General features: G+C 57.6%; 22 protein-coding genes. 8 read left to right on the top strand and 14 right to left on the bottom strand.

The window, feature by feature from the left end:
• Positions 1-54 precede the first annotated feature (54 nt).
• From AC2FNC_RS03165 to AC2FNC_RS03135, 7 genes are all read right to left on the bottom strand, one after another.
• A complete protein-coding gene (locus tag AC2FNC_RS03165; RefSeq protein WP_496714604.1) occupies positions 55-2,472 on the bottom strand; it encodes an aerobic carbon-monoxide dehydrogenase large subunit in 2,418 nt (805 codons plus the stop codon).
• Positions 2,469-2,963, bottom strand: a complete 495-nt coding sequence (locus tag AC2FNC_RS03160; protein WP_496714603.1) for a (2Fe-2S)-binding protein — start codon at positions 2,961-2,963, stop codon at positions 2,469-2,471. Before AC2FNC_RS03160 ends, AC2FNC_RS03165 begins: the two co-directional genes overlap by 4 nt.
• A gap of 14 nt (positions 2,964-2,977) precedes the next feature.
• Positions 2,978-3,811, bottom strand: coding sequence for an FAD binding domain-containing protein (locus AC2FNC_RS03155; protein ID WP_496714602.1), 834 nt, complete (start codon positions 3,809-3,811; stop codon positions 2,978-2,980).
• 139 nt (positions 3,812-3,950) lie between these two features.
• Complete coding sequence (locus AC2FNC_RS03150; protein WP_480519522.1) at positions 3,951-5,039, bottom strand: MHYT domain-containing protein; 1,089 nt, start codon at positions 5,037-5,039, stop codon at positions 3,951-3,953.
• 85 nt (positions 5,040-5,124) lie between these two features.
• Positions 5,125-6,618: a heme biosynthesis protein HemY gene (locus AC2FNC_RS03145; RefSeq protein WP_496714601.1), complete on the bottom strand. Its 1,494-nt coding sequence runs from the start codon at positions 6,616-6,618 to the stop codon at positions 5,125-5,127.
• A gap of 10 nt (positions 6,619-6,628) precedes the next feature.
• A complete protein-coding gene (locus AC2FNC_RS03140) occupies positions 6,629-7,867 on the bottom strand; it encodes a COG4223 family protein (protein ID WP_496714600.1) in 1,239 nt (412 codons plus the stop codon).
• Between the two features lie 54 nt (positions 7,868-7,921).
• Complete coding sequence (locus tag AC2FNC_RS03135; protein WP_496714599.1) at positions 7,922-8,635, bottom strand: uroporphyrinogen-III synthase; 714 nt, start codon at positions 8,633-8,635, stop codon at positions 7,922-7,924.
• A gap of 98 nt (positions 8,636-8,733) precedes the next feature.
• Between AC2FNC_RS03135 and tsaD the strand changes: the two genes are divergently transcribed.
• The 5 genes from tsaD to AC2FNC_RS03110 all read left to right on the top strand — a co-directional run bounded on the left by tsaD (position 8,734) and on the right by AC2FNC_RS03110 (position 12,939).
• Positions 8,734-9,831 (top strand): tRNA (adenosine(37)-N6)-threonylcarbamoyltransferase complex transferase subunit TsaD, encoded by a 1,098-nt coding sequence (gene tsaD / locus AC2FNC_RS03130; RefSeq protein WP_496714598.1) that lies wholly within the window; start codon positions 8,734-8,736, stop codon positions 9,829-9,831.
• On the top strand, positions 9,828-10,790 hold the full coding sequence (locus AC2FNC_RS03125; protein ID WP_496714597.1) for an NAD(P)H-dependent glycerol-3-phosphate dehydrogenase: 963 nt from the start codon (positions 9,828-9,830) through the stop codon (positions 10,788-10,790). Before tsaD ends, AC2FNC_RS03125 begins: the two co-directional genes overlap by 4 nt.
• Before the next feature lies 1 nt (position 10,791).
• Complete coding sequence (locus AC2FNC_RS03120) at positions 10,792-11,061, top strand: YciI family protein (RefSeq protein WP_480482615.1); 270 nt, start codon at positions 10,792-10,794, stop codon at positions 11,059-11,061.
• Positions 11,061-11,483: an EVE domain-containing protein gene (locus AC2FNC_RS03115; protein ID WP_496714596.1), complete on the top strand. Its 423-nt coding sequence runs from the start codon at positions 11,061-11,063 to the stop codon at positions 11,481-11,483. The genes AC2FNC_RS03120 and AC2FNC_RS03115 overlap by 1 nt, the downstream gene beginning before the upstream one ends.
• Positions 11,484-11,643: 160 nt before the next feature.
• A complete protein-coding gene (locus tag AC2FNC_RS03110) occupies positions 11,644-12,939 on the top strand; it encodes a hypothetical protein (protein WP_480521342.1) in 1,296 nt (431 codons plus the stop codon).
• 219 nt (positions 12,940-13,158) lie between these two features.
• Here the strand turns inward: AC2FNC_RS03110 and AC2FNC_RS03105 are convergent, their stop codons facing one another.
• From AC2FNC_RS03105 to AC2FNC_RS03090, 4 genes are all read right to left on the bottom strand, one after another.
• Positions 13,159-13,500, bottom strand: coding sequence for a DUF2853 family protein (locus tag AC2FNC_RS03105; RefSeq protein WP_480521340.1), 342 nt, complete (start codon positions 13,498-13,500; stop codon positions 13,159-13,161).
• A gap of 137 nt (positions 13,501-13,637) precedes the next feature.
• Positions 13,638-14,387 carry an extensin-like domain-containing protein gene (locus tag AC2FNC_RS03100; protein ID WP_496714595.1) on the bottom strand — a complete coding sequence of 250 codons (750 nt, stop codon included), beginning with the start codon at positions 14,385-14,387 and terminating at the stop codon, positions 13,638-13,640.
• A 13-nt stretch (positions 14,388-14,400) separates the two neighbouring features.
• The gene (gene ahcY, locus AC2FNC_RS03095) at positions 14,401-15,801 is read right to left on the bottom strand and encodes an adenosylhomocysteinase (protein WP_496714594.1); all 1,401 of its coding nucleotides are present in this window, start codon (positions 15,799-15,801) and stop codon (positions 14,401-14,403) included.
• 90 nt (positions 15,802-15,891) lie between these two features.
• On the bottom strand, positions 15,892-16,206 hold the full coding sequence (locus tag AC2FNC_RS03090; protein ID WP_496714593.1) for a hypothetical protein: 315 nt from the start codon (positions 16,204-16,206) through the stop codon (positions 15,892-15,894).
• A gap of 206 nt (positions 16,207-16,412) precedes the next feature.
• Between AC2FNC_RS03090 and AC2FNC_RS03085 the strand changes: the two genes are divergently transcribed.
• The gene (locus AC2FNC_RS03085) at positions 16,413-17,021 is read left to right on the top strand and encodes an HD domain-containing protein (protein ID WP_496714592.1); all 609 of its coding nucleotides are present in this window, start codon (positions 16,413-16,415) and stop codon (positions 17,019-17,021) included.
• Here the strand turns inward: AC2FNC_RS03085 and AC2FNC_RS03080 are convergent.
• The 3 genes from AC2FNC_RS03080 to AC2FNC_RS03070 form a co-directional block, all read right to left on the bottom strand.
• Complete coding sequence (locus AC2FNC_RS03080) at positions 17,018-17,524, bottom strand: DUF2199 domain-containing protein (protein WP_496714591.1); 507 nt, start codon at positions 17,522-17,524, stop codon at positions 17,018-17,020. The genes AC2FNC_RS03085 and AC2FNC_RS03080 overlap by 4 nt on opposite strands.
• 39 nt (positions 17,525-17,563) lie before the next feature.
• Positions 17,564-18,118 carry an ActR/PrrA/RegA family redox response regulator transcription factor gene (locus tag AC2FNC_RS03075; RefSeq protein ID WP_050604676.1) on the bottom strand — a complete coding sequence of 185 codons (555 nt, stop codon included), beginning with the start codon at positions 18,116-18,118 and terminating at the stop codon, positions 17,564-17,566.
• 81 nt (positions 18,119-18,199) lie between these two features.
• Positions 18,200-18,826, bottom strand: coding sequence for an SCO family protein (locus tag AC2FNC_RS03070; protein ID WP_480607698.1), 627 nt, complete (start codon positions 18,824-18,826; stop codon positions 18,200-18,202).
• A 90-nt stretch (positions 18,827-18,916) separates the two neighbouring features.
• On the opposite strand from AC2FNC_RS03070, the gene regB reads away from it, so the two are divergent.
• Together regB and AC2FNC_RS03060 are read left to right on the top strand one after the other, a co-directional pair.
• Entirely contained in the window at positions 18,917-20,314 is a 1,398-nt protein-coding gene (gene regB / locus AC2FNC_RS03065) for a sensor histidine kinase RegB (protein ID WP_480474439.1), read from the top strand.
• 66 nt (positions 20,315-20,380) lie between these two features.
• Positions 20,381-21,886 (top strand): PAS-domain containing protein, encoded by a 1,506-nt coding sequence (locus tag AC2FNC_RS03060; RefSeq protein WP_496714590.1) that lies wholly within the window; start codon positions 20,381-20,383, stop codon positions 21,884-21,886.
• Positions 21,887-21,892 lie beyond the last annotated feature (6 nt).

Raw genomic sequence — 21,892 nt, 5'->3', positions numbered from 1 at the left:
AGGGGGCAGAGCCCCCTCCGTCGGTCGGACCGGCAACAGCCGGTCCGATCCCATTCACCGATGCATCCCCAGACCATTGGCAATCTTCCAAATCCGCCAGTGGTCGTGCGGCATATGGCTCTGCACCAGTCCAAAGGGTCGGAACGCGTCATGCACTGCGTTCGAGAACGCGGGCACACCGCCGACATTTGGGCTTTCCCCCACACCCTTTGCGCCAATCGGATGGTGCGGGGACGGGGTCACCGTATGGTCGGTAGTATAGTTCGGCGTCTCCCACGCGGTCGGCAGGAAGAAGTCCATCAGCGTACCGGTTTTCACATTGCCCATGTCATCATAGGCAATCTCCTGACCCATCGCGATGGCCAACGCCTCGGTCACACCGCCATGGACCTGACCCTCGATGATCATCGGGTTGATCCGGGTGCCGCAGTCATCCAGCGCATAAAACTGCCGGACTTCCCATTCACCAGTATCCACGTCAATCTCCATGACACAGATATAGGCCCCGAACGGATAAGTCATATTGGGCGGGTCATAGTAACTGACGGCCTCCAGACCCGGCTCCAACCCGGGAATGGCCTGATTATAGGCGGCGAATGCGATTTCCTTCATGGTCTTGAACCGCTCAGGCGCGCCTTTGACAGCGAAGCGATCCACGTCCCATTCGACATCGTTGTCGTGCACCTCCAGCAGATAGGCCGCGATCATCTGGGCTTTTGCCCGAATTTTGCGGGCCGCCATTGCTGTGGCCGCGCCAGCGACCGGAGTAGACCGGGACCCATAAGTCCCAAGCCCGTAAGGTGCGGTATCCGTGTCACCCTCTTCCAGCGTGATGTCATCGGCGGGCAGGCCGATTTCACTGGCGATGATCTGGGCAAAGGTTGTGGCATGGCCCTGGCCTTGGCTGATCGTTCCAAGCCGCGCAATCGCTGATCCGGTCGGATGAATGCGAATCTCGCAGCTGTCGAACATCCCCAGCCCGAGGATATCGCAGTTCTTCACCGGTCCGGCCCCGACGATTTCCGTGAAATGTGTCAGACCAATGCCCAGCAGCTTGCGCGTTTTTCCTTCCTTGAAATCCGCAATCCGCTGTGCCTGTTCCGCCCGCAGACCCTCATAGTTCACAGCCTTCAGCGCTTTGTCCCAGGCCGTGTGATAATCGCCCGAGTCATATTCCCAGCCCAGCGCGGATTGATAGGGGAACTGATCTGCCTTGATGAAGTTGATCCGACGCAACTCGGCCGCGTCCATGTTCAGCTTGATGGCCAGAACCTCGATCATCCGTTCGATGAAATAGGCAGCTTCGGTCACGCGGAAGGAACAGCGATAGGCCACACCGCCCGGCGCCTTGTTGGTATAGACACCATCCACTGCCAGATAGGCAGTCGGGATGTCATAAGACCCGGTGCAGATATTCATGAACCCGGCAGGGAATTTGGTCGGGTCGGCACACGCGTCGAAACCGCCGTGATCCGCCGTGGTATGACACCACAATCCAGTGATCTTTCCATCTTTGGTGGCGGCAATCTTCCCCTGCATCCAGTAGTCACGGGCAAAGGCAGTGGACATCAGGTTTTCCATCCGGTCCTCGACCCATTTCACCGGTTTGCCGGTAACTATCGAGGCCACCACCGAGCACACATAGCCTGCGTAGGCCCCCACCTTGTTGCCAAACCCACCACCGATATCGGGGCTGATCACGCGGATATTGTGCTCGGCCAGCCCAGAGATCAACGACACTACTGTCCGGATTGCATGGGGGGCCTGGAACGTTCCGTAGAGCGTCAGCTTGCCGGTCACCTTGTCCATCGACGCCACGCAACCGCAGGTCTCAAGCGGGCACGGATGAGTGCGGTGGTAATAGATCATCTCTTCGGCGACCACGTCTGCCTCGGCCAGCACAGCTTCGGTCGCGTCCTTGTCGCCCTGTTCCCACGTGAAGATGTGGTTGTGATGCTTACGCGGCCCATGTGCGCCTTCGGTCTGACCTTCCAGATCTTCGCGGAGCACCACGTCCGACTTCAACGATTCGAACGGGTCCGTGATAACTGGAAGCTCTTCGTATTCGACCTCGACCAGTTCAACGGCATCCGCCGCGACATAGCGGTCTTCGGCCACGACATAGGCAACTTCCTGGCCCTGGAACAGCACCTTGCCATCGGCAAGCACCATCTGCTTGTCACCGGCCAGTGTCGGCATCCAATGCAAACCCAAAGGCGACAGGTCTTCGGCGGTCAAAACGGCGATCACGCCGGGCAGTGCCAAGGCCGCCTCTTTGTTCACGCTGACGACGCGGGCATGAGCGTAAGGAGATCGCACAAAATCACCAAACAGCATCCCGTCCAGCTTGATGTCATCGACGTAATTACCCTTGCCCTGGGTGAAACGCACGTCCTCGACGCGCTTTCGGGCGCAGCCCATACCTTTGAGGTTGGCTGCGCGTTCTTCGGGGGTCAGAGTCTGGTCGTTCATTCCGCGGCCTCCTTCTGTGCATGGAGCAAGTCAGCCGAAGCCGAGATCGCCTTGACGATATTCTGGTATCCTGTGCAGCGGCATAGGTTTCCGGCCATACCGAAACGGATTTCCTCCTCGGTCGGGTTCGGATTCTCCAGCAACAGACGATGCGCCCGGGTGATCATGCCCGGCGTGCAGAACCCACATTGCAGCCCGTGATGTTCACGAAACATTTCCTGCAACACTCCAAGGCTGCCATCATCATTGGTCAGGCCTTCAACGGTTGTGATCTCAGCACCGTTTACCTGCGCTACAAAGGCGGTGCAGGATTTGACCGACTTGCCGTCGATATCCACGGTGCAGGCACCGCAATGGCTGGTTTCACAACCGATATGTGGACCGGTGATTTTCAGGTCTTCCCGCAGGAAGTGGATCAGCAGCGTACGTGGCTCGGCCAGACCTTCTACCTGCTTGCCGTTTACGGTCAGTTTGACATGCATTTTAGACATTGGTTCCCTCCCCCTCAGCCCGCGCGGCTTTGAGCATGGTCGATGGCGCGGCGCAGCACCACGGCGGCCACGTGTTTCTTGAATTCGACGGGGCCGCGGTTGTCAGCGACCGGATCGATCGCGTCTAGCATTGCGGCAACGCACCCTTCGACATCGCCACCGGCCAGCGCCGTGCTGGCCTCATCCGACCAGATGGGCGTGTCGGCCAGATTGGTCATCGCAACAGAGGCATGACCGTTGCCAACCATCACAGCCGCGGCGGCGGTCGCATAATCCCCTATCTTGCGCTTTTGCTTTTGATAGGCCTGCCCCACGCCCGTACCCGGTACAGGGATCGAAATCCGGGTCAGGATTTCTTCATCTTCGCGGGTGGTAAAATACGCGGCCTCATAAAAATCACGCGCGGCAACTGTCCGCTTCCCGTCCGGGCCGGACAACTCGAACGAGGCGTTCAAGCACTGCATCAGCCCCGGCATGTCATTGCCCGGGTCACCATTGGCCACATTGCCACCGACAGTACCCATGTACCGCACTTGCGGATCCGCAATCTGAAGAGCCGCCTCGCGGATCAGCGGAATGGCACCGGCCAGATCCCCATGGGTGATCAGCTCGTGCTGCGTGACCATCGCACCCAAAGTAACGGTGTCAGGCCCGACCTCAATCCCCTTAAGCTCTTCGATGGCCTGAAGATCGACCAGATGACCCATCTCGGCCATGCGAAGCTTCATCATCGGGATCAGGCTATGCCCGCCCGCGATCACGCGCGCCTCGTCCCCGTATTCCTGTAGAATGCCGATGGCCGAGGCAATGTCGCCTGGCCGGTGATACTCAAAGCCGGCTGGTATCATGTTTTTCCTCCCTGGGTCCGGGCGATATGCCTTGGGGGACCTGAGGTAAGGAAAGAACGGCGGATTTAACTGATCCAGTTAAGGAAAACGGAGCGCGCGGCTTGTTTCACGAAATGCGAAAGAACTGCACGAGTTGCGCCTACAATCCCAGTGCTTCGCGAATATCCGTCAGGCGGGACCGGCTGACCGGCACCTTGCTCAGCGCGTCAACGCCATCGAAATAGCAGGTGCCATTGTCCTTGTGACGTTCAAAGCGCGAGACGTGTTTCGGGTTCACCAGATAGCTACGATGCGCCCGCAGGAAGCCTTCGGGCAAAAGTCGCGTTTCCGCATCCGTGATCGACCAGGGGCAGAACAGTTTCTCTGCATCCATATAGAGAACCGTATAATGCCCCTCGGCCCGAATGGCGGCGATCCGCGCGGGATGCGCAAAAAAAGTCTGGCCTTCGCGCTCATACGGAACACCAGCGCGCATTGGGGCGGGTTCCGACACAGGTCCCGAGGCAGGTGCAGCCACGGGCTTTGGTTCTATGAACGTGATACCGGTCAATAGGAAAGCGCCACAGATCAGGAAAACGGATACCGTCACCCCCATTGCCAAAACCTGATTATCCAGCGCTGGACCCGCCCCGCCGAGGCTGTCGCTCGCGACGAAATCAGTCAGGCCCGTGGCAACAAAATGCATTGTGAACACCGCCAGTCCGAAACAAACCGTGCCAAGCAGGATGTTCCGTTGTGTCCGGTTGCCATAAGCCACCCAAATTGCAGCCACCGACAAGATTACTGATGCCAGTGCTGACAGAGCAACATCGAAAATGTCATAGACAGGGCGGCAAAGCTGCATACCAGCCATCCCGACAAAGTGCATCGCGACGATGCCCAGCCCGACAATCACACCAGATCCGATCATCGTCTGAACCGAGCGAGGCCGGAAATGCAGCAGCAGCAACGCCAGCCCGACCATCAGGATCGCGACCAGTGCCGACATCAGAGTGATCAGGGCATCATAGTAAAACAGAATTGGCAGTTGCAGCCCCAGCATCGCCACGAAATGCATCGACCAGATGCCGCCGCCCAGAATGACAGCGGCCAATGCCACCACGAACTTGCGCCGCTGGCTATCCAGCCTTGACGCGCCGTGCGTCAGGTACAGACCCGTGAACCCGGCCATGAGCGCCACGGCAAGCGAAGCCACCACCAACCAAGTGTTGTGAGAGTAGTCCAGCATTTGGATTTGAACGCCCTCCCCGACGCGAGGATGACGTTAGCAAACCGAATTGATTGCGACAATTCACAGTTAGCAACAGCAGGGCTCAGACCTGTTTCTGAGCCTCTGCGTCGTCCGCCACCTCTACAGCATCCACTGAGACTTCAACCACATCATCGTCTTCCGCAGGCTCGACTGTTTCGGGTTCTTCGGTCTGGCTCTCAAGTGCACCGACGATCAGGGGCAGCATGTGAACCCCGGTCGCTGTTGCAATCTCGGGTGTCTGTGGCGTTTGCCAACTGAGCGTATCGAAGCTGTGGCAGTTCTGACAAACAGGTCCCCATTCGGGTTGAATGTCATGACAGTTGTCGCACACCCATTGCGGGCCGCGCGGCGCGTTCAGTGCCTTGGCAAGCCAACCTTGGACAACGGCGTCGGTGGCACCCTCGCCGCGTTCAATGGCGGCCATCAATGTATAGGCGCGCGCGTCACCCCGTTTTTCCACGACATCACCCAGGGCACGGCGGGCTTCGGGGAAGTCTTCGGCCACAATGTTCAGTTCGGCCAGGATTAGACGGGTTTCCAGATTTTCGGGATGGGTGCGTGTCAGCGCCGTAAAACGCCTGACCCGTTGTTCCGGGGTTTCATCCGGCGCGATCTCGGCAAAGGCATGGGCCAGATCCGGATGTGGACGAACTTCCCACGCTTTTTTCAGGATTTTGGTCGCTGCCCGGGACTTGCCCTTGGCGATATACGCTCGGGCCGCCATGGCGGCGGCAGGCACCAGGTCGGGCGACAGGCGATTGGCTTCGATCGCGCGCTCCTGTTGCTCGACAGTCGCGCCTTCATCCAGGATTCCCTTGGCTTCGGACAGCGCCAGAACCGCATCGCGGCGTTTGAATACGTCGCGCGGCAGATACCCGGCTTTCAACTTGGAAGTCAGCGTCGACCGGGCACCAGCCCAATCCTGCGCCTTGGTCTGCAATTTCAGCAGTACGTCCTGTGTCTCTTCGTGGCGCGGTTTGATGGCCAGCGCCTTTTCGGCCAGCTTGCGGGCGGTTTCATCATCTCCCTCGGCCAGCTTTTGTTTCATGATACCGCGCACACCGACAAACCGGGTCGCACTGTTTGTCACCAGTTTCTTGTAGGTGTCCGAAGCTTTCTTGGTGTCACCCGTCATCTCGGCAGCTTGGGCCACCAGAAGATCCGTCAGTTCCGGCTTGTTCAACAGCTTTTCGGCTTTACTGGCCTTGGTCATGGCAATGCGCCCCTCGCCCGAGGCCAAAGCCATCAACCCATCGGCCAGCGCCTGATAGCCGCGCTGTTCCCGGCTGCGGTCGAAATACCGCGACAGGGCGGTTTCGTCGCCGTTGAGGAATTTGAGCGTCGCAACCAACAGACTAAGCAGTTTGAAGAACAGCCAGACCGCAAATACCAGAACACCCAGCGCAATCACCGACTGAAGCGGCCCAAGGGTGAATTCCGTGCCCGCGACGGTGATCTGCACCCCACCGCTGGTTTGCATCAGGAAGTGACCGCCCAGCGCCAGCAGGCCGATAATCGCAACAAAAACGAGGATCTTAGACAATGACCACAGCATGGCAGGTCCTTCAGTTCGAGTTCAGGCTGGAAGCCAGCGTATTCACGGCGTCAATGGCGGAGGCTCGTGTCCCGGCCGCCTGCTCCCAATCGGCCATCGCAGCCTGCGCCACTTCGGGAAGTGATTTCAGTTCATTCAACGCTCTGGTCAGGTCGCCATTCGCAAGCTCAGCCTGCGCACGCGACAGAACAGCGTCTGGACCATCACCTTGCTGAGGCGTGACGGAACGGGCACCCGTTTGACGTTGCAGGAAGGCGACCAAACCCGTTCCTTTGTCGGCCTCGCGCGCCTCGGCCAATGCATTTCGCGCCGCAGGCTCGAACGACGCCCGTAGCGCGGTCAGAGTTTCCACGCCTTTTTCCGACGGGCCGGACAGGGCGTCCGGTACATTCACACCGCCTGCCTTCAGTTCAGCAACCAGTTCCGAAAAAGGCTGGCCGGTGTCCAGCTGTCCACGCAGACGCGCCAGAATGGCAGCATTCATTGCAGCTTGTGCATCTGCCGAGGCTTTCGCTTCGAGAGCCTGAGCGTCCGAAACCATTTTTTCGACTTCAGCCCGTTGCGCCGCCAGCGAGTCCTGAAGTTTCTTCAGTTCCGCCTCAAACGCGGCGGTTGCCTCGGGCGAGGCAGTGGAGGCGATCGGGGCTTTTTCCAGCGCAGCGACCCGGTCCGTCAATGGCGCGACCTGACCGGACAGCGCATCAACCGAGGATTTTACCGTGCCGAGGTCGCTCTCAACCGGTGTCAGCTTGTCCGACAACGTTTTGACCTGATCTGCCAGTCCAGACACATCAGGGCTGTTTGCAAGCGCCTGTGACAGCTTGGCGATCTGGTCCGACTGTTCTGTTAGCTTTGCTTCGAGCTCTGCCAGCGCTCCCGAGTTGTCCGGGCCGGTTGGCAACAGCCCTCCATTGCCCAGCGCGAAACCTGCAACGGCGGCCAGCGCCCCACCCAACAGGGCCGGAACGAAACCGCCGCGTTTTTCAACTACGCGTTCGACGGTCTTTTCAGCGACCGGGGCTTCGGCTTCGGCTTCGGCTTCGGCTTCGGCTTCGGCTTCGGCTTCGGCTTCGGCTTCGGCTTCGGCTTCGGCTTCGGCTTCGGCTTCGGCTTCGGCTTCGGACGGGTCTTCTTCTACAGGTTCAGCCGGGTCAACAGGCGTATCTTCCTGCCGCAGATCAGTTTCAACTGCATCATCTGCTAGGAGGGGTTCCACCGGCTTTTGATCGGATTTCTTCTTACCAGCCACCGCAATATTCCCCTTATCGAATCCAAATTCAGATTAATAACAGCCCAAGTTAAGTTAATCGGGGACCTCGCCACCCTCAACCCGCAACACATGTTTCACAAGCTTTTTAACAGCTTTACGCATTTTCTTCGGTGTCGGATGTTTTGCAATCTTCAGGTGCTCATAGTCCAAAGAATAAAGGGGATCAGCCGTAGCCTGGCTGATCGCAACCAGCCAAAGGGGGGCTGATCCGGCCCAAATATCGGCAAAATGTCGCGCCGTGCGCGGCGAGAAAAGCGGAGCAATTATCGGCAGATTTCCTTGGGCGGCCTCGGTGGCCTCGGGTGTTAGCGGCAACAACCGCTGCTGATAGACTGGCTGTTCCCGAACGGTCAGACCAGATTCGGTCAGGCGGCCAGCGATATTACCCCGTGTATGTTCACCCCGCAGGTGCAAAAGCGGGCTTTTGGGCCGATGCTTGAGCAGATGCCCAACCAATTCTTCTGCCGTGGTTCCGACCATGTTGGCCTGCCACCCATACCCTTTCGCGGTACCGGTTGTTGCGGGCCCCACGCAATAGGCCGGCAGAGTGCGGTCAACACCTTTCGAAACCGCCGCATTTACCGCATTGGCCGATGTAAAGATCAATCCTTTTACACCTTTGGTATCCACCGCAACTGGCAGTGGCCGGATTTCCATTATCGGCGAATAGAGGGCCTGTACCCGAGATCTGACGCGGGTTGGCAACTGCTCGACAAACCTTTCCGAGGCGGAGCGAGGGCGGGTCATCAACAAAAACAACGTGTGGCGCCTTGACCCTTCAGGATTGTTTGCATCCGCGCAGGGTGATACCCCGCCGTATATACATGATGCAACGGATCAGGGTGATGGTGCAAACACTTACCGTATTGGGTTTGGAAAGCAGCTGTGACGACACAGCCGCAGCTGTCGTGCGCCAGACCGAAGGTGCCAAAGCCGAGATCCTGTCTTCTGTGGTGCGCGGTCAAACCGATCTGCACAGCGCCTTTGGCGGTGTCGTGCCCGAGATTGCGGCCCGTGCGCATGCCGAAAAGCTGGATGTCTGTGTCATGCAGGCACTGGAGGCCGCCGGTCTGTCGCTGCGCGACATGGACGCTATTGCCGTCACCGCCGGGCCCGGTCTGATCGGAGGGGTCATGTCCGGTGTCATGTGCGCCAAAGGGTTGAGCGCCGCCACGGGCTTGCCGCTGATTGGCGTCAATCATCTTGCCGGTCACGCCCTGACACCCCGCCTGACGGACGGCATCGCCTTCCCTTACCTCATGCTTCTGGTGTCGGGCGGCCATTGCCAATACCTGATCGCCAATAACCCCGAGCAGTTTACTCGCCTGGGCGGTACAATCGACGACGCACCTGGGGAAGCCTTTGACAAGACCGCTCGCCTGCTGGGCCTGCCGCAACCCGGCGGCCCGTCTGTCGAGGCTGAGGCCCGTGATGGCAATCCCCAGCGGTTCCGTTTTCCCAGGCCACTGCTGGACCGGCCCGGCTGTGACTTGTCTTTTTCGGGCCTTAAGACGGCGCTTATGCGGATGCGCGACCAAATCGTGGCCGACAAGGGTGGGCTGACCCGTCAGGACCGAGCTGATCTGTGCGCAGGATTCCAGCAGGCCATAGTGGACACATTGGCCGAGAAAACCCGCCGCGCGATTGATCTGTATCTTGATCACAACCCTGCTGATCCCGTTGTCGCGGTTGCAGGTGGGGTGGCTGCAAACTCGGCCATTCGGGCAGCGTTAGAGTCTGTTTGCGCGCAGCAAAGTGCCCGGTTTACGGCACCTCCGCTGGCTTTGTGCACAGACAATGCCGCGATGATTGCCTATGCGGGCCTTGAACGCTTTCGCACCGGCGCGCGCGACGGTCTGGACCTGACTGCCCGCCCCCGCTGGCCGCTCGATCAACGCAGCCCGGCAATGCTGGGCAGCGGTAAGAAAGGGGCCAAGGCATGAACGTATCTGTCCTGGGATCCGGCGCGTTTGGTACCGCTTTGGCAATCTCGCTATCAGGCAACGGGCCAGTAACGCTGTGGTCCAGAAACGCCGATCAGGCGCGGCAGATGCATGAGACGCGCGAAAACTCCACCAGGCTGCCTGGTGTTTCCTTACGCACGAACATCGCCGTAACCGCAAATATCGCTGAGGCGTCGAAGGCTGACATTCTGCTTTTGGCCGTTCCTATGCAGCAATTGCGCAGCGCCTTGCAAGATCGCGCCCCGGTGCTGCACGGCAAGATACTGGTCGCTTGCTGTAAGGGGATAGAGTTGGATTCTGGCCTCGGGCCCGTTGCGGTCATCAGGGATGTTGTCCCTGACGCCCCGATCGCTTTGCTGACAGGACCCAGTTTTGCTGATGACATAGCGCGCGGTTTGCCCACTGCGTTAACGCTGGCTTGCGGTGATACGAATCTTGGCAAAACATTGCAGACCGAGCTGGCCACTGCGAACCTGCGCCTCTATCGGACCACTGACACCATAGGTGCTGAACTTGGCGGGGCGCTGAAGAACATCATAGCCATCGGTTGCGGCGCAGCAATCGGCGCGGGGCTGGGGGACAGCGCCCGGGCCGCGTTGATGACTCGCGGTTTTGCGGAAATGCAGCGCTTTGCCGCCCTGCGTGGCGCGCGTCCTGACACTCTGATGGGCTTGTCCGGGCTTGGAGATCTGGTGTTGACCTGTTCCTCAGAGCTGTCCCGAAACTACCGTTTTGGCCTTAGTTTGGGTCTGAACCAACCATTTGACCAACATACTACCGTCGAAGGCGTCGCCACCGCGCGCGCCATGTCAGAGATTGCCGTCAAGGAAGGGCTGGACATGCCCATCAGTACAACGGTGGCGGATCTGAGCCATGGTGCCTACAGTGTGACCGAGGCCATCCAAAACCTGCTCAATCGCCCACTCAAGGAGGAATAACATGCTGATCGCACTCATCGCCCGTGACAAAGCCGGGGCACTGCAAACCCGGTTGGACAATCGCGCGGCCCATCTGGCCTATATCGAAGAAACGGGTGTTGTATCGCAGGCAGGGCCGCTGTTGGATGGCGACGCCATGATCGGTTCGCTGGTTGTGCTCGACGTCGAAGATCTGGCTGCTGCGCAAAACTGGGCAGATAATGACCCCTATGCGAAGGCTGGATTGTTCCAGTCGGTTGAACTGATTCCCTGGAAAAAGGTGATCGGCTGATGGCATATTGGCTTTTCAAGTCCGAACCTTCGACCTGGAGCTGGGAACAGCAAATGGCCAAGGGGGACACGGGCGAGGAATGGGACGGTGTGCGCAACTATCAGGCGCGCAATTTCATGCGTCAGATGGCCATTGGGGATTGGGGGTTCTTCTACCACTCTCAAAAGGACAAGTCAGTTGTTGGTATTGTCGAGGTATGCGCCGAGGTACATCCCGACAATTCCACCGATGATGAGCGCTGGGAATGCGTGGATATCAAGGCCGTCCGGTCCTTTTCCAAACCCGTGACACTGGACCAGATCAAGGCCGACGAACGGCTTGCCGAAATGGTGTTGGTGAAAAACTCTCGTTTATCGGTGCAGCCGGTAACTGACGATCAATGGAAGGCGATCTGCGCCTTGGGTGAAACGCAGCCGGATTGACCTGCCGTCCTGTACAAGGTGCAAAACTTCTCAAACGCCCGGCAAGGTGTTATGTTTCCAAGGGCTACGCCGGGTAGGGACCTGAAGGTTATGATTGCTCTGATCGTAACCGCTTGGTGTTGTTCGGATAAATTCGATATGTTTTGAAAGTTTGAACCCCGTGTCTGACACTGAAAACGGCAACGGGACACTCGATAACACCGTTGCTGCGAAAAGCACGAGAACCTGGGAAGCGCGCCTGAAAGAGGCGCGGGAGAAGCGCGCGTCGGTGCTTGCGGGGGCGCAAGAAGAGGCGCTGAAAGAACCTGCTTCGACCTCTGCGCAATCGGACGTTCTGCCCCCACCGGACGATACAGATACTGAGCAGATCGTTTCCGAACGGGTCCGCTCGCTAAATCTGGACAAGCCACGCGTCAGAAAAAAACGGAAAACTCGGGTCGCGCTAGTACTGGTTGCCCTTTTGTGCGGGGCCGCCTTGCAATGGGTCATTGCAAATCTTTTAGATGACTGGCCAACCGCAGACGCAGAAGATCAGGCCGTTCTGAATGCGCTTTCTGAAACCTTTCTGGCCCCCGAAGAACCGCCTGAGGCCGCAGCCACCAGCCTGCCGGACCCGAAAGACGCCCCTATACCAGAGGATCTGTTGGTTTCAGGGCCCCCTGAGCCTGAGCCTCTCTCAATACCCGCTGACGTCAGCGAACCCTTGGACAAGCCAAATAGCGAGTCAGTCGATCCGGTTGTTTTGGATCAATCCAGTGCAACCCTTTCCCAGGAACTGGAAAACACTGTCATGCCGGAAAGCGAGTTTGCAACCGGCCCGAATCCCGAAGCGGTAACGGAGAAGCCGGAGATTTCCTTAACACCGCCCAAGATTTTCATTCCTGCCCGGATGGAACCCACGTTGGCCGCCGCGACCGCCTCAGACATTCAAGCCGCGATTCCTGCCTGGTATGAACCACGACTTCGCAATCCCAATCCGCTGAACAAGGGCGGATTATCGCAGATATCACAGATAACCAATGATCCCATTCCGCAAGAGATCGACACACCCGCCAACCCGCCCTACGCCGAGGTGAAACCGCTTCTTGTGACGCCGATCATTGATCTTGAGGTCTCGCTTTTTGTACCGTCGAGAGTTTCGCAAGAGACCAGCAACCGGGCGTTGGAACTGCTTGTCCGAGGTCAGGCAACAGTGGTGGCAACAGCTCGGGTGGGATACCGGGTCAGAGAAACCCAGGTCCGGTTTTATCACCCCGATGACGCCGAAAACGCCGCGATGGCCGCCGATGCACTGGGGGGTATTTCACGGGACTTCACAAGCTCGGGCAGCAAGACGCGCCCGGGGCGGATCGAGGTTTATCTGGAAGGCAGCGGCGGAAATGCGGACGACAATTCAACCGTTCAACCTGACAGAGCAGAAAACCTCATCGCGCGTATTCTTAAAGAGTTCAGATGAGTAATGAGGGAAGGCTCTGACGATACAGAACCTTCCCTACCCCCGCGTGCTCCCTACTCACCACACGCGTATGGAAATATCTGGTTCTGACCGTCCTGGTCACGGATTGACCTTAGCCCAACCGCGCGCAGCGTTTCAAACGCCAAGTCCTTAAAAAACAACTCAAATACGAAACGCCTGCCGGAAAGACGACAGGCGTTTCAGGATTGCGCGGTTAGATCAGCCGTAAACAGCTTCTTTCCCGAAATGCTTGGTCAGCATGTAATAGACCACGGCGCGGTATTTGTTGCGCTCGGACATGCCATAAGTTTCCATGGCTTTGTTGATCGCTGCCATCAGCTCGGGACCATCTGACAGGCCCAGTTTCTTGATCAGGAAGTTGTTCTTGACGGTTTCCAACTCGGGCGCCTGGCTGGCTGCAACAGTTGCCGCATCTGCGTCATAAATCGCCGGGCCGCAACCGATTGTGACCTTGGTCAGCAGATCCATATCGGGGCTTATTCCGCATTTGTTTTTCAGATCTTCAGCGTATTTGGCTATCAACTCGTCGCGCTTGCCCATGTCCCAATCTCCTTTATCCGTTAATCCGGCACCAATCACCGATAGCCGAGACTAGACGTGTCACAGGTCAGCCCAAAAGGATAAAATATTGCGTTTCCTCCCCCTTAACGAAGGCTGGAATGCACGGGATGCAAGACCTATCTGCAATACCCCCAACCAGAACCTTGCAGGTGAAAATGATCCGCGTGCAAGTGATTGAAGTCCGGGCCTAGAACCACTCGAAACCAGCCGCACGCGCCTCGCCAGGTTTGCCGCAGAAATGCGGGTTCGGGTCCGGTACCCTGCCAATCATTTAACAGGGTCAGCACGCGGCCATCGGTCGTCTCCACACCGATGATATCGATCGAGTCCGCACGGGCATGGCTGCTCCATCCGTTGTTTTCACCTCGTAGGGTGCGCATGCGCCTGCAATTGTAGCTTCCGACATGGCGCAATCGGGCAATGCCGGTTCCAAGCAGTTCGTACGCGGCCGGCTGAACGACATGGTGTTCCCACATCGTCAGCCGCAATGTTGTGGCGCAACTGGTTTCAACGGCTTCGATGTGCGAAGTGGCCAGCCGGGTCAGAAGGCCCCGTGAGGCAATGCCACAGCTCTGATCAATGGCCAGATCCTCCATCGCCTCGAAATGAACGCCCGCTTCGGTCAATGTAGCCCGACACTGGGTTTCATCCGCCAAGGCCCGGTTCAGTTGATACCTGGTGACCGGCGTGACCGGCGCGCTGACTTTAAGGTCGTGCAATGGGTTCCAGTGAGATGGCACCGGTGTCTTTGGATGCGCCAACAGCACCCAGCCGCCGCCACCCAGCACGATCACCACAACCAGAACCCTGAAAACAAAGAACGCCGCCGAGTAAAGAAACCGGCGGCGTCCGTTATTCTGTGTCATCGTCAGACGACAATCAGTAGCGGTAGTGTTCCGGCTTGTATGGACCTTCTGGTTTGACACCGATGTACGCGGCCTGATCCGCATCCAGCTTCGTCAGCTTCACGCCGATGCGATCCAGATGCAGGCGGGCGACCTTCTCGTCCAGATGCTTGGGCAGGATGTAGACCTTGTTCTCGTACTGATCACCTTTGGTGAACAGCTCGATCTGTGCCAGAACCTGGTTGGTGAACGAGGCCGACATCACAAAAGACGGGTGACCTGTGGCGTTGCCAAGATTGAGAAGGCGGCCTTCAGACAGCAGGATCAGACGGTTGCCCGAAGGCATCTCGATCATGTCCACCTGCTCCTTGATATTGGTCCACTTGTGGTTCTTCAGGCTGGCCACCTGAATCTCGTTGTCGAAGTGCCCGATATTGCCGACGATGGCCATGTCCTTCATCTCGCGCATATGCTCGATGCGGATCACGTCCTTGTTGCCGGTGGTGGTGATGAAGATATCCGCGCTGGCAACTTCGTCTTCCAGCAGGGTTACTTCGAACCCATCCATCGCAGCCTGCAGCGCGCAGATCGGGTCAACTTCGGTCACCTTCACGCGCGCACCCGCGCCACGCAAGCTGGCGGCTGAGCCCTTGCCGACGTCGCCATAGCCGCAAACCACGGCAACCTTACCGGCCATCATTGTGTCGGTGGCGCGGCGAATACCGTCAACCAGCGATTCCTTACAGCCGTATTTATTGTCGAATTTCGACTTTGTGACCGAGTCATTCACGTTGATCGCCGGGAAGGGCAGGTGGCCGTCTTTCACCAGTTGATACAGGCGGTTCACGCCGGTGGTGGTTTCCTCGGAAACGCCTTGGATCTGGTCACGCATCTTGGTGAACCAGCCGGGGCTTGCCGCCATGCGCTTGGCGATCTGCTTCTTGATCACCTCTTCCTCTTCCGAACCCGGAACTGGGATGATGTCTTCGCCCGCTTCCGCACGTGCACCCAGCAGGATGTACAGGGTCGCGTCGCCACCATCGTCGAGGATCATGTTCGGGCCGTCTTCGAACAAGAAGGATTTATCCAGATAATCCCAATGCTCTTCCAGCGTTTGACCCTTGATGGCGAAGACGGGAATGCCTGCCTCGGCAATCGCGGCTGCTGCATGGTCCTGGGTCGAGAAGATGTTGCACGACGCCCAGCGCACATCCGCGCCCAGCGCAACCAGCGTTTCAATCAGAACAGCTGTCTGGATAGTCATGTGCAGCGATCCAACGATACGCGCACCTGTCAGAGGTTTGCTTTCCCCATATTCCGCACGCAGGGACATCAAGCCCGGCATCTCGGTTTCGGCAATGTCCAATTCCTTGCGGCCGAACCCGGCCAGCGAAATGTCTTTAACGATATAGTCCACGGCCGTCTGGCGCTCCATTTTCGGTAAATCACAGTCCCGGCTGCCCCTAGCACTCCTTGGGGCAGGTGGCAACTTTGAAGACTGTTACCGGAAGCCTGGTGGCCGCTTTCAGCTTGGCGTGCCTTCGATTTTTATCTTTGGTATCGCTTCAAAAAAATCGGTGCCAACGGCAACAATACAACTGATTCCGTTCGCATTGGTTACCAAAACGGTATAGCTGCCCGTTTCTTTCGAGGCCCAAACCTCCATCACAGACTGCGCGTCGCGCGTCTTTTGCAAGCCGCCAAAGGCCAATTCCTCGGTATAGTTTTCCTGCAATTTGGTGACGATGTCGCCGCGCTCTGCACAACTCCGGGCAAAGGCTGGTGGGGCGGTCGCGGCCATTCCAAAGGTCAGGGCAATGGCGAATAAACGCTTGAACATGACAAACTCCTATCGTTTCGCGTTTCACGGTCGAGAGGAGCACACCGGGAGAAGCATGTGCCCCCCTCGGTTTTGATGTCGGGATCATGGCACGCCGTTGCAAAGCACAAATGCTCAAGAAACTGTTGGCAGCAAGTGATCCAGACAGGTACATCATAGCACAAAAATATGGCGCAATCGCGTCCGGTCAGGCGAGGTATAGCAAAATGGCAACACAACCCAGGGCATGGCAGCGCATGTTATCGGGGCGTCGGCTGGATCTGCTGGACCCGACCCCGGTGGATATCGAGATCGAAGATATCGCGCATGGGCTTGCTTTTGTGGCACGTTGGAACGGGCAGACACGCGGCGATTTCGCCTATTCCGTGGCCGAGCATTCCCTATTGGTTGAGGAACTCTTCGGAAGAATTGCGCCCAAGACACCCGTCAAATGGCGGCTGGCAGCCCTGTTACATGATGCGCCGGAATACGTGATCGGCGACATGATTTCGCCGGTCAAATCCGCCGTGGGCCCCGGTTACGGCGCGCTGGATGACCGGTTGGCGGCGGCAATCCACATCCGCTTTGGCCTGCCCGCTGCAGTGCCGAAAACGGTGAAACGGCAGATCAAAAAGGCCGACAAAATCAGTGCCTGGATGGAGGCAACCCAGATCGCAGGCTTTTCCGAGGCCGAGGCGACGAAATTCTTTGGTCGCCCGGATAAAGCGGTTATGGAGGGATTGGAGATCACGTTACGCCCGCCGGTTGAAGTACGGCGGGCGTATTTGGAGCAGCATGAAGCATTGCTCAACGAGATCAGTAAAGCAGCTTACTAGTTTGGTGGATGCAAGAGGTCGTGAACCATTGCTTCCACCTCTGCCGCTGAAATTCCGTTGTGTTGATCAAGGTAAAGCTTATTCGTCGCCTCGTGGACCTCAACTAGCGGCCTGAGACCATTGTCTCTCAGATGAACTGACGTCGCGAGGTTTACCGTATCTTCGTAGAATGGGAGTCGCACATTTAGCCACCCAAAGAATGGACCAATGTTTGACCGTTGCTCCAGATTAAACACATCCCGCCATTGCTCATAGCTATCTCTGCTCAGTGAACACCATACCAACCATACAAACGGTTCGGACTGATCTATGATGGGCACTTCAAGCCTGCCTCTTACGAAAAAGTACTCGTTGTCAATTATGCAGTCATCCGTCCCCAATTCAGCACGGGCATTTTGATCTTCTTCACAAAGAACTGCATAGTTTAAAGGAGCATCAGGTCCGAAACTGGGAAGGCCCTCGTGACGCTCACCACAAGTTCTGCATTGGAAGCTAAATCCCATCTACGAACCTTTTCAGCAAACCAGTAGGATGGCAGACTTCTACCGAGGGCTACGCTTCGCCAAAATCCGCTGCAAGGTCCGGCGGTGCATGTTCAGCCGCCGCGCCGTTTCGCTGACATTGCGGTCGCACAGCTCATAAACACGTTGGATATGTTCCCAGCGCACACGGTCCGCGCTCATGGGGTTTTCCGGCGGCGGGGGCAGTTCGTCACCTTTAGCCAGCAGCGCATTCGTGATGTCGGTGGCGTCGGCGGGTTTCGACAGATAATCGGTTGCGCCGATTTTTACCGCGGCGACTGCGGTCGCAATCGCCCCGTACCCGGTCAGAACCACGACCCGGCTGTCGGGGCGCTTTTCGCGCAGAACCTCAACCACATCCAGACCATTGCCATCCTCCAGTCGCAGGTCAACAACTGCGTAAGCCGGTGGGCGGGCGGTGGAAATTGCACGACCTGCGGCGACGGATCCTGCGGTTTCAACCTCGAACCCACGCTTTTCCATGGCCTTGGCCAAACGTCTCAGGAACGGCTCGTCATCATCCACCAAAAGCAGGGATTTGTCAGGGCCGATATCAAGCTGAGAACTGTCTGCCATATGTTAGGTCTTTCCGCTATTTCATGCCTTTGGCTTAAACATGAGTAATAGCAGCGCAGAAACAAAGGTCAAACAACCTTGTTAATGCGCAGCCTGGTCCAGAAAGCACCCGACCTTGTCCGCCATCTGTTCGGCCGTGTCATCGCGCTTGAAGAATTCAAGGAAACCATGTTCGGGCGTCACCAGATAGGTGAAGGTGGAATGGTCAACAAGATAGAATTCGTCGCTTTTATCCTGTGCCTTGTAAAAGGTCTTGTAAGCCTTGCTCGCCGCCCTGACCTGTTCGGGTGAACCGGTCAGCGCAATCGTCTTACCGCCAAGATTGAAGGCATAATCATCCACAACCTCGGGCGTGTCCCGTTCGGGATCGATCGAGATGAACAGCGCCGTTGCCGACTGCCCGCGCTGGTTCAGGATATCCACGGCCTCAACATTGCGGGACATGTCAAACGGGCAGACATCGGGGCAGAATGTATAGCCGAAATAGACAAGTGTGGGTTCGGTGATAACGTCTTTGTCGGTCACCGTCTCACCTTTGCCATTCACCAGTTCAAACGGCCCGCCGATAGCAGCGGTCCCCCCGGCGATCTGCCCGGACCGGCACTGTGCAAACTGGTCGTCGGATCCGCCCCCACGCGTCAAAAGCCACATCGCACCTAGGCCAATAGCCAGAACGAGAGTTGCAAGAATTGCGTATAGGCGGGTCATTTCGGTTTTCCGGTCGCAAGGAGTTGTTGATCGTTTCGGCCGGGACACCTAACAAGATGACCAGCCTTTGCAACAGGACATAAGCGACCGATGGCAGATTCCAATCAGACTTTTTGGCGCGGCCAGGAACGCAGCAGCTGGATCCGCCTGCGCACTCTGATCCTGTTGCGATGGGTTGCCATCTTTGGTCAGATCACCGCCATCACCGTGGCCCAGCAATACTATCATGTGCAGCTGGAACTGGGCCTTTGCTATCTGGCCATCGGGATCTCGGTCATGGGTAACCTGACCGCCATTCTGTTGTTTCCACAGAATAAGCGGATGTCCGAGTTCGAAAACTTCCTGATGGTTCTGTTCGATCTGTTGCAACTGTCGATCTTGCTGTATCTGACAGGCGGGCTGAACAACCCCTTTGCCCTTCTGCTTCTGGGGCCGGTCACGATTTCCGCCAATGTGATGAGCACACGGTCGACCTTGATTGTCGGGGCTGTTGCAATTGTTCTGACCACTCTGCTGGCGGAATTCCACCTGCCGCTGCGGACCAACATCGGGGTGGTTTTGGACATTCCGGAAATCCTGCTGTTTGGCAACTGGGCGGCTATTATTATCGCCATCGTCTTTATCGGTGCCTATTCTCACCGCGTCAGTTCCGAGGTTCAGTCCATGTCCGAAGCGCTGGCTGCCACCCATATGGCGCTGGCGCGCGAGCAAAAACTGACCGATCTGGGCGGCGTGGTCGCCGCCGCCGCGCACGAGCTGGGCACCCCTCTGGCAACAATCAAACTGACGAGTGCGGAACTGATCGAAGAGCTGGACGACCGTCCCGACCTCAAGGAAGACGCGGCCTTGATCCGCGAACAGGCCGATCGATGCCGCGACATTTTGCGCGATATGGGTCGTGCCGGAAAAGATGACCTGCATTTGCGGCAGGCTCCACTTTCAACAGTGGTGAACGAAGCCGCCGAACCGCATGTTGACCGGGGCAAGGTCGTTCATTTTTCGGAAGGCCCGGCGCAGGACGGAGATGTGCTGCAACCCTCGATTCTGCGAAAGCCCGAGATCATTCACGGACTCCGCAACCTGATACAGAATGCCGTAGATTTCGCCCGCGCCAATGTCTGGGTCGAAGCCGAATGGACGGACAGCAAAATCACCGTCAGCATCATGGATGACGGGCGCGGCTACCCGTCGCACATGATTGGCCGCATCGGTGATCCCTTCATGCGCCGCAGACGGGCCGAAGCCGACCTGCGAACCCGTCCGGAATACGAAGGCATGGGACTGGGGCTGTTCATCGCAAAAACGTTGCTGGAACGCAGCGGCGCCGAGCTGAAATTCGCTAATGGCACGGATCCGTATCAGCGTCTGACCGATCAAAAAGACAGGACAGGTGCAATCGTCAAGGTCTCGTGGCCGCGCAACCTGATTGACGCGCAAAAAGGTGACACTCCGGTTCCATCCGGTTCCAACAAACGCATTCAAGTATGAGTTAAGGAGCCGTTAACCTATCCTGCCCATAGTCAGCCGGGGTTTGGTTATACCTTGGGGAAATTAATGGCCGATTGGATCATTCTGGCCGCGATCAGCCTGGTATCGGGATGCTTTGCCGTACAGTGGTTATTGCCACGCCAGACGCGACGCGACGATGTCTTTGGCTTGTTTTCAACAACATCCCTGTTTGATGCGGTATTCCTGTTTGATGGTGATCACCTGATCAGCCACTCCGATATCGCGCTTGCCGGGTTCGAGCATGTTGGAAGCTGGCAGGATTTGCACCGCCTGCTGAAAAGAGATTTCCCCACCTTCCCCGAAACACCCGAAAAAGTTCGCGACCAAAACGTACTGGTAATCTCGGCCATTGATTGCACAGTCGAACGCGAAGTGGTGTGTGAATGGATCGACGGGATTGTCCGCGTGCGTCTGCACGAACCGGCCCGAATCTCTCCGACCAGGTCAAGCGCGCTGAGTGAACCGAGCCGTCTGGCCATGGAACAGGCCCCCTATCCGGTATGGTTGCTGGATCACAACAGCCAGGTGCAGTGGTGCAATGCAGCTTATGTCACGCTTGTTCGCCGGGCACGTGGTCAGGATGCCGATCTGACTGCCCCTCTGCTCCCGGACACCTCTGATGCTCCGTCGCTCGGAAAATCAAGAGTGGCGGTGGAAGTGACAGGAACCAACAGCAAGTTGTGGTTCGACCTGACGCAGATCGTGCAGGACGACGGGCGGTTATGTTACGCCACAGACATCAACGCTATTGTCGAAGCGGAAACCGCGCAACGCAAGTTCGTGCAGACCATGACCAAGACCTTTGCTCAACTTTCGATCGGCCTGGCCATTTTCGATCGCAAGCGGCAACTGGCGCTGTTCAACCCGGCCCTGATCGATCTGACCACGCTGCCGCCGGATTTCCTCAGCTGCCGCCCGAACATCAGCAGTTTTTTCGACCGGCTTAGGGATCAGCACATGATGCCAGAGCCCAAGAACTACCGTACATGGCGGCGTCAGATGAACGACCTGCTCGAAGCAGCCGAGGGCGGTAATTATCACGAAACATGGTCGCTGCCCTCTGGCTCAGTTTATTCTGTAAGCGGCAGGCCGCATCCCGATGGGGCCGTTGCGTTTCTGTTCGAAGATATTACTGCCGAAATCACGTTGACGCGACGCTTCCGGTCCGAGATGGATCTGATGCAATCCATATTGGACAAGCTGGCCGATGCAATCGCTGTATTTGCCGATGATGGCACCCTGGCCCTTACCAACTACGCCTACGAAAAGCTTTGGGGCGACGCACAGGAAATCGGCTTTCAGACCGACACGGTCACCGATGTTACGCGGCGGTGGCAGGACCATTGTGTTGCTACGCCGATCCTCGGAGAGATCCGGGATTTTGTCGAAATGCGGGATAACCGGGCGGAATGGACGGCTGAAATCCGGATGCGGTCAGGCATCACTTTGGACTGCACGGTTTCACCAGTTCATAACGGTGCGACGATCGTGCGGTTTGCACCCGTGGATCTTCTGACAAAAACCGCCCCGTTGGAACAGATCAGCGCCTGAACCGGG

Source organism: Ruegeria sp. BHSA123 (assembly GCF_059613425.1).
This window is presented reverse-complemented; position numbering and strand designations above follow the sequence as displayed.

Excerpts from the sequence above, each read along its gene's own strand:
- AC2FNC_RS03165 (WP_496714604.1), bottom strand. The coding sequence starts at position 2,472 with ATGAACGACCAGACTCTGACCCCCGAAGAACGCGCAGCCAACCTCAAA.
- AC2FNC_RS03160 (WP_496714603.1), bottom strand. The coding sequence starts at position 2,963 with ATGTCTAAAATGCATGTCAAACTGACCGTAAACGGCAAGCAGGTAGAA.
- AC2FNC_RS03155 (WP_496714602.1), bottom strand. The coding sequence starts at position 3,811 with ATGATACCAGCCGGCTTTGAGTATCACCGGCCAGGCGACATTGCCTCG.
- AC2FNC_RS03150 (WP_480519522.1), bottom strand. The coding sequence starts at position 5,039 with ATGCTGGACTACTCTCACAACACTTGGTTGGTGGTGGCTTCGCTTGCC.
- AC2FNC_RS03145 (WP_496714601.1), bottom strand. The coding sequence starts at position 6,618 with ATGCTGTGGTCATTGTCTAAGATCCTCGTTTTTGTTGCGATTATCGGC.
- AC2FNC_RS03135 (WP_496714599.1), bottom strand. The coding sequence starts at position 8,635 with ATGACCCGCCCTCGCTCCGCCTCGGAAAGGTTTGTCGAGCAGTTGCCA.
- tsaD (WP_496714598.1), top strand. The coding sequence starts at position 8,734 with ATGGTGCAAACACTTACCGTATTGGGTTTGGAAAGCAGCTGTGACGAC.
- AC2FNC_RS03125 (WP_496714597.1), top strand. The coding sequence starts at position 9,828 with ATGAACGTATCTGTCCTGGGATCCGGCGCGTTTGGTACCGCTTTGGCA.
- AC2FNC_RS03120 (WP_480482615.1), top strand. The coding sequence starts at position 10,792 with ATGCTGATCGCACTCATCGCCCGTGACAAAGCCGGGGCACTGCAAACC.
- AC2FNC_RS03115 (WP_496714596.1), top strand. The coding sequence starts at position 11,061 with ATGGCATATTGGCTTTTCAAGTCCGAACCTTCGACCTGGAGCTGGGAA.
- AC2FNC_RS03105 (WP_480521340.1), bottom strand. The coding sequence starts at position 13,500 with ATGGGCAAGCGCGACGAGTTGATAGCCAAATACGCTGAAGATCTGAAA.
- AC2FNC_RS03100 (WP_496714595.1), bottom strand. The coding sequence starts at position 14,387 with ATGACACAGAATAACGGACGCCGCCGGTTTCTTTACTCGGCGGCGTTC.
- ahcY (WP_496714594.1), bottom strand. The coding sequence starts at position 15,801 with ATGGAGCGCCAGACGGCCGTGGACTATATCGTTAAAGACATTTCGCTG.
- AC2FNC_RS03090 (WP_496714593.1), bottom strand. The coding sequence starts at position 16,206 with ATGTTCAAGCGTTTATTCGCCATTGCCCTGACCTTTGGAATGGCCGCG.
- AC2FNC_RS03085 (WP_496714592.1), top strand. The coding sequence starts at position 16,413 with ATGGCAACACAACCCAGGGCATGGCAGCGCATGTTATCGGGGCGTCGG.
- AC2FNC_RS03080 (WP_496714591.1), bottom strand. The coding sequence starts at position 17,524 with ATGGGATTTAGCTTCCAATGCAGAACTTGTGGTGAGCGTCACGAGGGC.
- AC2FNC_RS03075 (WP_050604676.1), bottom strand. The coding sequence starts at position 18,118 with ATGGCAGACAGTTCTCAGCTTGATATCGGCCCTGACAAATCCCTGCTT.
- AC2FNC_RS03070 (WP_480607698.1), bottom strand. The coding sequence starts at position 18,826 with ATGACCCGCCTATACGCAATTCTTGCAACTCTCGTTCTGGCTATTGGC.
- regB (WP_480474439.1), top strand. The coding sequence starts at position 18,917 with ATGGCAGATTCCAATCAGACTTTTTGGCGCGGCCAGGAACGCAGCAGC.
- AC2FNC_RS03060 (WP_496714590.1), top strand. The coding sequence starts at position 20,381 with ATGGCCGATTGGATCATTCTGGCCGCGATCAGCCTGGTATCGGGATGC.